Raw genomic sequence first — 13,550 nt, 5'->3', positions numbered from 1 at the left:
AAATTCCACATTCATCAACGTTGCTACATATTGTCGGCATAAATGCCGACCTACGAATAACCTATATCCTTGTAGGTCGGGCTTTAGCCCGACAACTGCCACGCAAATCTAAATTAATTTAAATCCCACGTTCATCAACGCTGCAGCATTTTGTCGGCATAAATGCCGACCTACGAATAACCCATATACCAATAACGCGCATATCCTTGTAGGTCGGGCTTTAGCCCGACAACTGCCACGCAAATCTCAATTAATTTAAATCCCACATTCGTCAACACTGCAGCATTTTGTCGGCATAAATGCCGACCTACAAATAACCTATATCCTTGTAGGTCGGGCTTTAGCCCGTCAACAGCCACACTAATCTAAATTCCATATTCGTCATCACCCAAAGCCGAACTGTAATCATGGTGGTTTGCAATGCGCTACACAGTTGTGTATGGTTGATGTTGTCGATTACGGCTGCATTAATGCGGGGCGCTAATTGAAGTGTTGTCAGCTTAAAGTAGCTTGACTGTTAACGAAATGGCTATCTAGCTGTATATCTGAGTCGCTCATTGTACTGGGCTTAACACGCGGTTAAATGGCTAGCATTTGAGCGCGTGAGTGATTTGTGCGCTAATAGCGCAAAAAGGTAATGCCATGTAAAGTATGTGCCGCTAATTTAGCTAGTAAAGTATTAGCTTGTAATGTATTTGTGACCGAGTGTTACATTATATTTAGCGTCTGGTTGTAAATGCTGCAAGCGATTAGGTTTGTGATCCGAGTTGGCTTATTTGTGTGTTAAATGCTAATTCAAGTGGTTTGTCCTCTTGTGTTTTTGCTGTGGGTGGGATATTTTTGCGGTTATATTGTTATATTGTTATATTGTTACATTGTGCATTAGATATCTGTTTATTAAGCTTTTATTAATGCTTGCTGACGTATTATCCAATTTATTAATAAATTGGCGTTGATTATGTGTCTGGCGAAATTAATAACCCGTTGCTGGTAAATAAAGATGAAATGTATCCTTTTGTAACATTTTGGTTTGTCGGTTCATGATTTTTGCGGATCTTAAAACCAGAACAGCGAGCAGTGCTAGCTGGGCATGGTTAACTGAGTTAGCAATGCTCTGACAGTTGCGAATTGCTACTGATTCTACTATTGCAAGCTCAATGCTCAGTGTTTAGTGCTCAGTGTTTAGTACTTAGCGTTTAGTACTCAATGATTAGTGTTCAGTACTCGTTGCTTAGCGATTGATGATTAGTGCTTGGCGCTTAGCGCTGTTTTTGCTTTAACTATTTTGATTTGACAATAAGCACAGTCGCAGATATCAATATATAACAGGCTGTTAGCCCGAAAAAGTTGCCAGCATTAAAAGCTGAACTGGTTCGGTTTTTAGTGCTTAATGCTCTACACCGCCATCGCTACCGACTTATTTAGTCAGTCGTGCTGGAGTTGGCGGGGGTAGGTTAAGTTAAGTGAGCAACTGCAATCGCTGGCATTGCCCGACGATTAACAGTTAACAGTTTACGATTAACCTAAATAGCGATGAAGTTGATTAGCGAGCTTTTGGTTGGTAGTTAATTAATTGCTGGTTCGTTGGTTAGTAGCGCGTTAATTAGCGGCTCATTAATTAACGCGCTGTTAATTAAGGTTGCCTTAATGTGTTGCATTGTTTGCGACATCTTGTGCGGGCTGGCTTGTGATGTTTCAGTTGTGACTATGGCTGGTTAAAGGTGGGTATTGCTACACATCTGTTAGCTGTTGATGTGTTTTTGTGATGCTTTATGTGGTCGATAAATAAGCGAATGATTGCGTAAAAGATGAAGTCGTTGGCATTTTTGGTGGCTTTGAAGGCGATTAGTTAAATATGCAGTTGACTTATGATATCGAATACATAAACTAGGTGTCGGAAAGTTAAAGTAAATGTGCGCTAGGGGTTTCTAGTGCTTCTAGCTTAGCTTTACATACTTATTAGTGCGCTTAGATTGCTCTATTAAAGAGCAAATACTAATGGGTAAAGAATTTAACTTTCTAAAGGAAAGTTGTAATAAAAACGGAACTTAAGTTGCCAATAACAAAAATTGATTATTGCTGCTTGTTCCAATTTCATGAAATTGGAGATTTAGAAATATGAAAAAGGTATTCAATGCCTCTATCCTAGCTGCTGCTGTAGCTATGTCTTTTGGTGCTAACGCTGCTCAAATTCTAGTTAGCCCTGCTGACAAAATGGAACTTTCTGCAGAAGGTATCAGCGTAGGTGTTACTGTTGCTGACGCTCCTATCGTTTTTGATACAGTTCTTGATAAAGATCACGTAGGTACTACTCAAATGGTAGTTACTCTAGGTGATGCAGTTAACCTAACTAATATCACTGGTGGTAGCTGTGGCGCTCCAGTAACAGGTACATTTACTTGTGGTGAAGTTATCTTCAACGTAGGTACTGGTAGCTTTACTTTTGACACTGTTGCTGTAGATGCAGACAAAGGTACTGTGACTTACACTGTAAGCCTAGGTAACACTATTACTGCTGGTTCTTCATACCGTACAACTATCGGTGACTCTGCATTCCCAATCATTAGCGACGAGTTCTCTGCATCTTTCGCTTCTGACCTAGCTGGTACTCCAGTTGACGCAGGTGCTGGTGTTGTTGCTACTAAGAAGTCTCAGTACGCTATCGTTATCACTGAAGAGCTAAGCAAAGTAATCGAGCGCTCAGCTCGCATGAACTTCGTTGGCGAAACTGCTAATGCTTCTACTGATACATTCACTCTAGACGTTACTGATCTAGGTGGTCACGCTACTCCAATCCTAGCTAAAGCTACTACTGGTGACCTAGTTCTTACTGTTGCTGGTGATTTCTCTGCTGCAAACGGTGAAACAGATGTTTGGGTTAACGATTCTGCAACTCCAGTAAAAGGTGTTGTTGCTGCTGACGCTAAGTCACTAACTTTCACTGTTCCAGCTGCAATGTTTGCTGATGTAACAGGTAAGAAAACTATCAACTTCACTTTCGATAAAGCCGATTCTTCTGCTGAAATGTTAGTTGCAACTGGTTTCACTGCAACTGGTAACATCGCTTACACTGGTGCAGCTGCTGCAACTGGTAATGCTGACTACCTAAAGAATGGTGATGCTGGTGAATGGCGTCTAGACGCTGCAGTTATCAACGTTCCTTACCTACCAGTAGGTTTCGGTCTATCTCCAAACGTTGAAGTTGCAAACGATTCTTCAGTAACTACTAAGTCTGAAATCATCATCGAAGGTTTCGACCAAAACGGTGTTCAGTACGGTCCAGTAGCTCTACCTACTCTTGCTAACGGCAAGACAGTAACTAAAGTTTCTGAAGCTGACATCGAAAAAGCATTCGGTCTAGCTGCTGCTTCTAAGACTAAGCTAAGCGTAACTTTCATCATCGACGCAGATGCTGACAAGGTAACTCTTGCTCCTTACTACCGTCAAAACGAAAGCCGTGTAAACGTTATGTCTGACCAGTACAAAGCTGACAGCATCCGTTAATATCGGTTTCGATATAATAAAAAACGAGCTCTAGGGCTCGTTTTTTTATGGCTGCGATTTAGTCGGTCGATTAAGCCGATATAGTAGATTCAGTCATTTGTCAGACTGTTATTTTGATTCGCTTGTTTCTTTTCTCTTTTCTCTTTTCTCTTTCTTCTTCCCTCTTTTCTGCATTTATTGCAATTTATACTTTGGCGCTTAAAGATTGTAGGCTTCGCTGACCTGATAAAGTTAGGTTGCGTTTAGCGGTTTGCATATAACTGGCTTTGAAGCCATAGCCATAGCCATAGCCATAGCATAAGCCTGTGAGCGTTCTGTGACCGGGCATTCTGTAACTTTATTTCAATCGTTTGTTGTTGCTGCTATACTGGCGCGTCTTATTTCTTACGCTCTTTTTCAAACTGCTCTGACAGCGCGTAAGCAGATTTCTACTACAACATTGAAGCCGATGACATTAAGCCCGTTCCTTAAAAAAGTGTTTGCCAATACATCTTGGCTACTTTCCGACAAAGTAATAGCAATGGCAGCCAATTTATTGGTGAGCTTGGCGCTAGCAAGAAGTCTAGGGCCTGCCGGTTTTGGTGAGCTTAGTTACCTATTAGCCTTAATTGCTATGGTGATGCCGCTTGCCGCCTTGGGACTGAATGCGATTGTGACCCGCGAATTGGTGAATCAACCAGATGGTGAAAGTAGGGTTATTGCCACTGCAACAGGCTTTCGACTTTTTGGCGCGCTAGCCGGTACGCTGGTGTGTTTAATTCTAGCCGTTACTGGTTTAGGGCTCGGCGATTTTAAAGCTGCCGAGCAGGCGCAATATGCGTTGGCCTTGCTCGCTTTTGCCAATTTATTTAATGCATTAGCGGTACTTGAGTTTTGGTTCCAGGCGCATCTGCAAGCAAAGTTTGTGGTGCGGATGCGTTTATTCATCACCATTGCTTTTGCTATTTTCAAATTGTTGGCGGTTTGGTTACATGCCGACTTAGTCAGTGTTATCGCTATTTTTGCACTGGAAACGATTTGCTTAGGCTTAGGTTATGTCATTATTTACCGTATGCGCGCTGGCGGTATTAACTTACAAGATTTTGACTTTAGCTATGGTGTGAAACTACTTAAGCAATCTTTTTGGTTAGTTTTATCTGGCATTGCGGCGGTCATTTATTTAAAAGTCGACCAACTGATGCTGCAGCATTTGGCCACCACGGCTGATGTTGGCACCTATGCTGTTGCTGCGCGTTTATCTGAAGTGTGGTACTTTTTTGCCGATGCCATCGTGATTAGTTTATTCCCGGCAATTATTAAGTTGGGTAAGCAAGCAAATACAAAGCTATATTGGCATCGATTACAGCAAGTGTCGGACGGCCTTTTTTTCGTCGCCGTTGCTATTGCTGTTTCAGTGAGCCTGTTGGCAAAACCGGTTATTGTGTTGCTGTTTGGCGCTGACTATCTACCCTCTGTTCAAATTTTACAAATCCATATTTGGGCAGGTATTTTTGTGTTTATGCGCGCGTTAGTCAGTAAGTGGTTACTGGCTGAAGACCTGCTGCCGTTTTCACTTGTTAGCCATGGTTTTGGCGCCATTATTAATGTGGCAGCTAACTGGGTACTTATTCCTATTTGGGGCGCTCAAGGTGCGGCGATTGCCACGCTTATCTCTTATTTTATTGCGTCTTATTTAGCATTTTGGTTGAGCCCAAAAACGCGTCCGATTGCAAAAGTGATGTCCCGTTCTATTTTGTTGCCTTTTACTTTAGGGCATAGGTATTGGCCTAAAACTGCGTTAACAAAGCGCTCATAATCTAAACCGTATAGAGATTGTAATGAAGAAAATCATCTTAAAATTGATCCCAGCTAGCGCTAAGCATTCACTTAAGTTGTGGCTAGAGTCGTTAAAAATGGCATTTTTGGCACTATTTGCTTGGAATGGTTTTTTCGCGTCGGTGTTCTACTGCTTTTTTAGCCGTGAATTTTACCGCGAGCATAAAGCCGTTATGCAAGGTCGCCTTGCCTACCATAAGTCGTTAGTTGCTGTAGGTCAAAGCAGTATTTTATTACGTCGCAATATTCATCGCCTTGAGAAAGGGTTAATTATGCGCCCACGTAGAGACGTTTTTGCTGATGGCTATATTTTAGAAACGGTTGATAGCTATATTAAGGTGCATAATGCCAGCGATGCCTGTTCTAATGAATTGAGCTGGGCGACCGATGTGCTTACCGAGTACTTTACTATCGTAGGTAAGGGGCCGCGTATCGATAAGGCAAGAGCACAGTTTGCTGCAGTGCAAAATAAGTTAGCGTCGCAAGGTTGCTTGCCTTATACCCATAGCCAATTGCCTGATTGTCCAATTGATTATGATGGTTTGATGACCCTGTTTACTCGCAGACGCTCTGTGCGTTGGTATCAAGATAAGCCGGTTGACATGGCGCTTATTCGTAAAGCAGTGCAGGCGGCAACTTTGGCGCCATCAGCGTGCAATCGCCAGCCTTACGAATTTCATGTAGTGAGTGATACTGACAAAGTGGTTAACGTTGCTAAGTGCGCTATGGGCACAGTAGGCTTTGCTGAAAACTTGCCTTGTATCATTGCGGTTGTTGCAAATCTAGACGCTTATCCAGCTGAGCGAGATCGTCATGTTATTTATATCGACAGTTCTCTTGCTACTATGCAGTTAATGTTGGCTTGTGAGACGTTAGGTTTGTCGACTTGTGCAATTAACTGGCCTGATATAGAACAAAATGAACGCGCGTTAGCCAAGGAGCTTGCGCTTGATTATCACCAAAGACCTATTATGCTGTTGGCAGTTGGTTATGCTGACCCAGAAGGTGGTATTCCGTTTTCGCAGAAGAAGAGTGACCAATTGTTAGTAAAGGAAGTAAAGTCATGATTATCGAGATTAAAGGTGTTCAGTTTGTCAATAAAGGCGCTGAGTTAATGCTGCATGCTGTGTTGCAGCAAATGGAAAACTACTGGCCAGACGCAGAACTTGTTCTAGCACCAAACCCAAACTCATCGTATCTCGATAGAGCTAAAGTGGGCGCTTACCAGAAGTTATCGGTAAAAAAAGGTAAGTTAGACCTTAATACACTGAGCTACGCAATTCCGACTAAAATCCGTAAAGCACTAAAAAACAAATTCGGCTTAGTGACTGAAGCTGATATTGATGTCGTGCTTGATGCCTCTGGTTTTGCTTATGGCGATCAGTGGAACTCGTTATCTATTCAGTTGTTGGCGAAAGAAATTAACCGTTTAGCTAAGCATGGCAAAAAGTATATCTTTTTACCTCAAGCTTTAGGTGACTTTACTCGTACACAAGATATTGCAAGCTTGAAGAACGCACTGCCATCTGCCAGTTTAATCTGTGCTCGTGAGAACAGCAGCTTTGAGCACGTACGTAAATTAATTGGTGATAGTGCTAACTTAGTGCAATTTCCGGATTTCACCAATTTAGTTAAAGGCGTTGTGCCTGACTATTTTGTCAATGGCGAAAATCGTGTATTGATTATTCCAAACTATAATATGGTGGGTACCCGTAATACCCATAACGCTTGGAAAGAAACCTATATTGATGTTTTGGTTAATGCTGTTGCTGTGATTAGAGAGCTTGGGCTTGAGCCTGTGTTACTTAATCATGAAGGTAAGGGCGATGCTGGAATTTGCGAGCAAATTAAGCAATTAGGTGGCGGTGATATTGAGCTTATTACTGAAGCTGATCCGCTAAAAGTGAAAGGGATTATCGGTGCGAGTAAAGCAGTTATCTGTTCTCGTTTCCACGGCTGTGTGAGTGCGCTTTCTCAAGGGATCCCTTGTTTAGGTACGAGTTGGAGCCACAAGTATGAGCGCCTTTACGAAGAATACATGCAGGCTGATTGCTTGATTTCTCCTGATATATCAACTGAACAATTGAAGAATGGTTTAGTTGCTGCAATTGAAACTGTTAACGCGCCTGAAAAGGTTGAAGCTAGAGAAACTTATAAGCTTCAAAGTAAAGCTATGTGGGAGAAAACCAGCCAAGTTATTGGCTAGTGGTAATCTTTTATTAGCATAAAGCCCGCATTTGGTTGTTACCATTGCGGGCTTTTTTGTATTTATTTGCAGCGGTTAATTGGTTCCTATCTCAATTGCTACATTAGGTAATAACCTTTGGTACACCTCGGCGAGCTTGGCTTTTGCACTTGTATCACCATGCACGATTCGAATATGTTTTGGCTTGTTCTGTATACCTTCAACAAAGTTAATCAGATCTTGCTGATCGGCATGGGCTGAATAGCCGCTGATAGTATGAACTCCGGCTTTGATGTCGATTCGCTCGCCGTCGATATAAACGTATCCTCCTTTTGGACCATAAGTTTGTATATCTCTTCCGGCTGAACCTTGTGCTTGGTAGCCGACAAACAGTATGTCTGTAGTTGGCTCGGCTAAAAAACGTTGTAAATAATTAACGATGCGCCCGCCTGTACACATACCACTGGCAGCGATAACCACTGCTGGCTTTTTTCTGCTAGCAAGGTAATTGATAACGGCAAGGTGGTCTTGATGGCTATCGATAGTGTAAAGCTGGCTGAAATCAAGAGGGTGACGTTGTTGTTTGAGGACTGCCTTTGCCTCCTTGTCCCATAGGCTTTTGTACTGGATATATTTTTCGGTAAAGTTTGCTGCCATTGGGGAGTCCACTATGACATCGATACTTTGCCACATCGGGTTTTGTTGTTGCTCAAAGATGATTTTTTCTAGCTCGTACAGTAACTCTTGAGTTCGGCCTATGCTAAATGCTGGGATCAGCAGCACGCCGTTGTCACTGACTGCTTTTTCAATAATTCTACGTAGGCTGTCAGCTCTGTGTTTACGGTTGTGATGGTTTTTATCACCATAGGTAGACTCAATCACCAAGGTATCGGCACGTTTTGGGCTTTGTGGGCTGAGTAACAAAGGCGTATCGCTAGCACCTAAGTCTCCAGAGAACACCACAAGGTGGCTGTTATCCTTGTCGATTGGAGCTGTATCACTTTTGTTTTGCAGCTGTGTCTGAGTGGGTTTTACTGCAGGTAAAGGATGACTGAGTTCTATTTCTACGTAAGCTGAGCCTAGAATATGCCCGGCAACGTTAAAGCGTGCTTTAGCCCGTTGGTATCCAATTGAATTGTTTTTGGTTTCTGTATTAGATCCTGTATCAACTTCTATATGGTTAACTTCTAGATTAAACCATTGCTTATAGTCAATTGGTTGAAGCAGCACTTTTAAACGTTTTATATATAAATCAATTAAGCGTTTATTTCTGGTGACGCCGACTTTGAGTGCATCTTCTATCACTAAGGGAAGTAATGCCGCGGTTGCTGTTGTTGCATAAATCGGTTTATTAAAACCTGCTGCGAGTAAGTAAGGGATGCGACCGACGTGATCTATGTGGCAATGGGTAACAATCAATGCCGTGATATGAGTGATATCAAAGGTGATTTCTAGTTGCTCTACCGATGTTTTCCCTTCGGTTTCGGCACCTTGGAATAAACCACAGTCAATAAGAATGCTGCTGTTAGGGTTAATATCCAGTTGATGGCAGGAACCTGTGACGCCGTTGACCGCCCCGTGGTGGATAATACGCATGCTTGATTTCCTTATCATCGCTTTTCTGCAATTTAGAGCATAAACAGGAAGCAAGCGCAGAACAAGATTTAATGTCATTCATTATTGTGCATGCCGCAGAACGGCATCGTTAATATTGTAGGTCGGCATTTATGCCGACAGTTATCGAATAGCGTTGCGGTTTGATGGGCTAAAGCCCAACCTACATTGGGCATTGCCTATACTTGTCGTTTTGGTTGTTAGCGCTGACAGGTGGTTTTCATGCTGTAGGTCGGCATTTATGCCGACAGTTATCGAATAGCGTTGCGGTTTGTTGGGCTAAAGCCCAACCTACATTGGGCATTGCCTATACTTGTCGTTTTGTTGTTAGCGCTAACAGATGTTTTCATGCTGTAGGTCGGTATTTATGCCGACAGTTATCGGATACCTTTATGGTTTGTTGGGCTAAAGCCCAACCTACATGGGTATTGCCTATACTTATCGTTTGGGTTGGTAGCGCTGACAGATGTTTTCATGCTGTAGGTCGGCATTTATGCCGACAGTTATTGGATGCCTTTAAGGTTTGTTGGGCTAAAGCCCCAACCTACATGGGGTATTGCCTATACTTGTCGTTTTGGTTGTTAGCGCTGACAGATGTTTTCATGCTGTAGGTCGGCATTTATGCCGACAGTTATCGGATGCCTTTAAGGTTTGTTGGGCTAAAGCCCAACCTACATGTGGTATTGCCTATACTTGTCGTTTTTTGGGGGGCAGGCAGGTGTTACCAATGCCGTAAAACGGCATCGTTAATATTGTAGGTCGGCATTTATGCCGACAGTGTTTTACATTTGGAGGTTGTAATGTCATGGAATGACTTAAGGAAAGGACGATGCTCTATCGGTGGCGGTGAATATTTTATTACTTTCAATACTGAGAATAAAAAGCCGATTTTCTACGATTTTTATATAGCTCGCTTATTTTGTTCACTGCTTGGTGAAAATGAATGTCAGCATGATTGTCGTTGGTTAACGTGGGTATTAATGCCGGATCATTTCCATGGTCTATTAAGGCTAGGCGAAGACTCTTCATTATCAAAGTCAGTTGGTGGTTTAAAGGGGGCGACTAGTTTTACTATTAATAAGGCCTTAGAGCAAAACGGTAGATTATGGCAACCTTCATTTTATGATAGTGCTTTACGTTACGATGACGATAGAGAAAGCATCAGCCGTTATATAGTGGCGAACCCTTTAAGGAAAAATTTAGTTACGCATATTGGTGATTACCCATACTGGAATTCGGTGTATCTATAAAATTTTATGTTATCGCTATACAGTACATATCGTAGGTCGGCATTTATGCCGACAATTATTGAATACCTTTGTGGTTTGATGGGCTAAAGCCCAACCTACAAAACCCTTTTGGCTGTAGCGTAGGTCGGCATTTATGCCGGCAGTTATCGGATACCTTTGCGGTTTGATGGGCTAAAGCCCAACCTACAGAATCCTTTTGGCTGTAGCGTAGGTCGGCATTTATGCCGACAATTATCGAGTAGCATTGCGGTTTGATGGGCTAAAGCCCAACCTACAGAACCCTTTTGGCTGTAGTGTAGGTCGGCATTTATGCCGACAATTATCGAATAGCATTGCGGTTTGATGGGCTAAAGCCCAACCTACAGAACCCTTTTGGCTGTAGCGTAGGTCGGCATTTATGCCGACAATTATCGAATAGCATTGTGGTTTGATGGGCTAAAGCCCAACCTACAGAATCCTTTTGGTTGTAGCGTAGGTCGGCATTTATGCCGACAATTATCGAATAGCATTGCGGTTTGATGGGCTAAAGCCCAACCTACAGAATCCTTTTGGTTGTAGCGTAGGTCGGCATTTATGCTGACTCCTAGCTTAAGCGTTTACAGATGAGTTAGCATTAACAAATGTGAGCGTAAAACAAGACTTTTTGGTCGCTGAGTGGTATTTTACGCGGATATTTTTTTTTAAGGTTTTAAGATGAAGATCGCTATAGCTGGAACAGGATATGTAGGCCTGTCAAACGCAGTATTATTGGCACAGCACAACACTGTCATTGCTGTTGATATTATCGCCGAAAAAGTGGCAATGATTAACGATGGCCAATCGCCTATAGCTGATGCTGAAATTGAACAATATTTAGCAAATCATAAGCTCGACTTAACTGCGACTCTTGATAAGCAATTGGCTTATCGAGACGCTGATTATGTGGTCATTGCTACGCCGACTGACTACGATACAGAATCAAACTTCTTTAATACCTCATCTGTCGAAGCGGTTATACAAGATGTGCTTGATATTAACCCTAGTGCAATCATGGTGATTAAGTCGACTGTGCCAGTGGGGTACACTGAATCGGTTAAGCAAAAGTTTAATACTCAGAATATTATTTTCTCACCAGAGTTTTTACGTGAGGGGCGGGCATTGTTTGATAACTTACACCCATCTCGAATTATCATAGGTGAGCGCTCTGAGCGTGCAGAAGTGTTTGCTAACTTACTTGCTAACGCTGCAATTAAACAAAATATCGATATTCTTTATACTGACTCAACAGAAGCAGAAGCGGTTAAGCTATTTTCAAATACGTATCTTGCTATGCGTGTAGCTTACTTTAATGAGCTAGATAGCTACGCAGAATCTCATGGGTTAGATTCGCGTCAGATCATCGAAGGAGTTGGTTTAGACCCGCGCATTGGTAGTCACTATAATAATCCATCTTTTGGTTATGGTGGTTACTGCCTGCCAAAAGACACTAAGCAGCTACGTGCTAATTATGCCGATGTTCCTAATAGCCTCATTAGTGCAATTGTAGATGCTAATACAACCAGAAAAGATTTTGTTGCTGATTCAATATTGAAGAAGCAGCCTAAGGTTGTCGGCATTTATCGTTTGATTATGAAGGCTGGGTCGGATAATTTCCGTGCATCTTCTATTCAAGGCATCATGAAGCGCATAAAAGCTAAAGGCATTGAAGTTGTAGTGTTTGAACCTGTATTGGACGACGAAGAGTTCTTCCATTCTCGAGTCATCAAAGATCTAAACGAGTTTAAGGCAATGTCTGATGTGATTGTGTCAAACCGTATGGTTGATGATCTTACTGACGTCGCTGCTAAGGTATATACCCGCGACTTGTTTGGTTCTGACTAAACATAGAATCATATTGACGACTAGATTAAGGCCGGATATCGCATTGCGCTTTGTCCGGCTTTTGTTTTTACAGGCCTTTGATTGTTTAATACCACTATGGTTTAACGGTATATAGTGTTGAGCCTGAATTAATAGGATGGAATAAGTGTCCACGGTTACGGCTTATAATGATGACTACCCTCGTTGTTCATTTTTTGGTTATAAATTTTTATGATGCAAGTTACGCCTACAGATATTGCTGATGTACTGCTTTTTGAGCCGAAGGTGTTTGGTGATGAAAGGGGTTTTTTTATGGAGACCTTCCGTCAATCTGAATTTGAGTTGTTGTTTGAACAGTTAGGCACGCCTTGCCCGCAGTTTGTGCAAGAAAATATCAGTCGTTCTGCTAAGCATGTTCTTCGTGGTTTGCATTACCAGCAAACACAGCCTCAAGCAAAACTGATTCGAGTGATTAGCGGCAGTATTTTTGATGTAGCAGTGGACCTGCGCCAAGATTCTAAAACCTATGGTCATTGGGTTTCACAGGTATTATCAGCGCAAAATAAACTGCAAATGTATATCCCCGCTGGATTTGCCCATGGTTTTTATACGCTTAGTGACTTTGCGGATGTGCTGTATAAATGCACCGACTATTATGCGCCCCACGACCAAAAAATTATTAGCTGGAACGACCCACATCTAAAGGTAGATTGGCCGATTGAGGCGGGTATTTCACCTATTTTATCGGAGCAAGATAGCCTTGCTTTGAATGGTGAGTTTTAAGTAAAAGCTTTTACCCATTAAGGATTAAACACAAGCTGTTAATTGGTTAAACCCACCCGAATATTGATCTTGTAGGTCGGCATTCATGCCGACAATTACTGAATATTCATGCCGCCAGTTATTTGGATATTTATGCCGACAATTATCGAATACCTTTATGGTATGATGGGCTAAAGCCCAACCTACATAGGCATTGCGCATATTTGGGCAAGAGTGATAGCACTGTTCGGCATTGTTCATATTGTAGGTCGGCATTTATGCCGAAAATTACTAAATATTTATCCCGACAGTTATTGGATATTTATGCCGACAGTTATCGAATACCTTTATGGTTTGATGGGCTAAAGCCCAACCTACATAGGATATTGCGCGTACTTTGGCAAGAGTGATAGCAGTGTTTGGCATTGTTCATATTGTAGGTCGGCATTTATGCCGAAAATTACTAAATATTTATCCCGACAATTATTGGATATTTATGCCGACAGTTATCGAATACCTTTATGGTTTGATGGGCTAAAGCCCAACCTACATCGGACGTAGCGCGTACTTGGGCAAGAGTG

10 protein-coding genes are annotated in these 13,550 nt (G+C 42.1%); 8 read left to right on the top strand and 2 right to left on the bottom strand.

What is annotated here, in order from left to right; translation table 11 throughout:
* Positions 1-2,118 precede the first annotated feature (2,118 nt).
* From L2748_RS21765 to L2748_RS21750, 4 genes are all read left to right on the top strand, one after another.
* Positions 2,119-3,504 carry a hypothetical protein gene (locus L2748_RS21765; protein ID WP_220783034.1) on the top strand — a complete coding sequence of 462 codons (1,386 nt, stop codon included), beginning with the start codon at positions 2,119-2,121 and terminating at the stop codon, positions 3,502-3,504.
* Between the two features lie 448 nt (positions 3,505-3,952).
* Positions 3,953-5,299, top strand: coding sequence for a flippase (locus tag L2748_RS21760; RefSeq protein ID WP_248957745.1), 1,347 nt, complete (start codon positions 3,953-3,955; stop codon positions 5,297-5,299).
* Positions 5,300-5,321: 22 nt separating this feature from the next.
* On the top strand, positions 5,322-6,386 hold the full coding sequence (locus L2748_RS21755) for a nitroreductase family protein (protein WP_246616262.1): 1,065 nt from the start codon (positions 5,322-5,324) through the stop codon (positions 6,384-6,386).
* Positions 6,383-7,525, top strand: a complete 1,143-nt coding sequence (locus L2748_RS21750) for a polysaccharide pyruvyl transferase family protein (RefSeq protein ID WP_220783032.1) — start codon at positions 6,383-6,385, stop codon at positions 7,523-7,525. Before L2748_RS21755 ends, L2748_RS21750 begins: the two co-directional genes overlap by 4 nt.
* A gap of 75 nt (positions 7,526-7,600) precedes the next feature.
* Here the strand turns inward: L2748_RS21750 and L2748_RS21745 are convergent, their stop codons facing one another.
* Complete coding sequence (locus L2748_RS21745; RefSeq protein ID WP_220783031.1) at positions 7,601-9,100, bottom strand: MBL fold metallo-hydrolase RNA specificity domain-containing protein; 1,500 nt, start codon at positions 9,098-9,100, stop codon at positions 7,601-7,603.
* A 203-nt stretch (positions 9,101-9,303) separates the two neighbouring features.
* Between L2748_RS21745 and L2748_RS21740 the strand changes: the two genes are divergently transcribed.
* From L2748_RS21740 to rfbC, 4 genes are all read left to right on the top strand, one after another.
* A complete protein-coding gene (locus L2748_RS21740) occupies positions 9,304-9,729 on the top strand; it encodes a hypothetical protein (protein WP_220783030.1) in 426 nt (141 codons plus the stop codon).
* A gap of 189 nt (positions 9,730-9,918) precedes the next feature.
* Positions 9,919-10,368, top strand: coding sequence for an REP-associated tyrosine transposase (locus L2748_RS21735; protein ID WP_220783029.1), 450 nt, complete (start codon positions 9,919-9,921; stop codon positions 10,366-10,368).
* 693 nt (positions 10,369-11,061) lie between these two features.
* Positions 11,062-12,228 carry a nucleotide sugar dehydrogenase gene (locus L2748_RS21730; RefSeq protein WP_220783028.1) on the top strand — a complete coding sequence of 389 codons (1,167 nt, stop codon included), beginning with the start codon at positions 11,062-11,064 and terminating at the stop codon, positions 12,226-12,228.
* A 213-nt stretch (positions 12,229-12,441) separates the two neighbouring features.
* Positions 12,442-12,990, top strand: coding sequence for a dTDP-4-dehydrorhamnose 3,5-epimerase (rfbC, locus tag L2748_RS21725; protein WP_220783035.1), 549 nt, complete (start codon positions 12,442-12,444; stop codon positions 12,988-12,990).
* Positions 12,991-13,014: 24 nt separating this feature from the next.
* On the opposite strand, the gene L2748_RS21720 is transcribed toward rfbC, so the two are convergent.
* Positions 13,015-13,245, bottom strand: a complete 231-nt coding sequence (locus tag L2748_RS21720) for a hypothetical protein (protein ID WP_220783027.1) — start codon at positions 13,243-13,245, stop codon at positions 13,015-13,017.
* Positions 13,246-13,550 lie beyond the last annotated feature (305 nt).

The organism is Shewanella sairae, assembly GCF_023283535.1.
Classification (GTDB): Bacteria; Pseudomonadota; Gammaproteobacteria; order Enterobacterales; family Shewanellaceae; genus Shewanella; species Shewanella sairae.
Note: the sequence above shows the minus strand (reverse complement) of the source record. Positions and strands in the feature narration are given on the sequence as shown.

Coding starts and splice junctions, on each gene's coding strand:
- L2748_RS21765 (WP_220783034.1), top strand. CDS start 2,119: ATGAAAAAGGTATTCAATGCCTCTATCCTAGCTGCTGCTGTAGCTATG.
- L2748_RS21760 (WP_248957745.1), top strand. CDS start 3,953: ATGACATTAAGCCCGTTCCTTAAAAAAGTGTTTGCCAATACATCTTGG.
- L2748_RS21755 (WP_246616262.1), top strand. CDS start 5,322: ATGAAGAAAATCATCTTAAAATTGATCCCAGCTAGCGCTAAGCATTCA.
- L2748_RS21750 (WP_220783032.1), top strand. CDS start 6,383: ATGATTATCGAGATTAAAGGTGTTCAGTTTGTCAATAAAGGCGCTGAG.
- L2748_RS21745 (WP_220783031.1), bottom strand. CDS start 9,100: ATGCGTATTATCCACCACGGGGCGGTCAACGGCGTCACAGGTTCCTGC.
- L2748_RS21735 (WP_220783029.1), top strand. CDS start 9,919: ATGTCATGGAATGACTTAAGGAAAGGACGATGCTCTATCGGTGGCGGT.
- L2748_RS21730 (WP_220783028.1), top strand. CDS start 11,062: ATGAAGATCGCTATAGCTGGAACAGGATATGTAGGCCTGTCAAACGCA.
- rfbC (WP_220783035.1), top strand. CDS start 12,442: ATGCAAGTTACGCCTACAGATATTGCTGATGTACTGCTTTTTGAGCCG.
- L2748_RS21720 (WP_220783027.1), bottom strand. CDS start 13,245: ATGCCGACCTACAATATGAACAATGCCGAACAGTGCTATCACTCTTGC.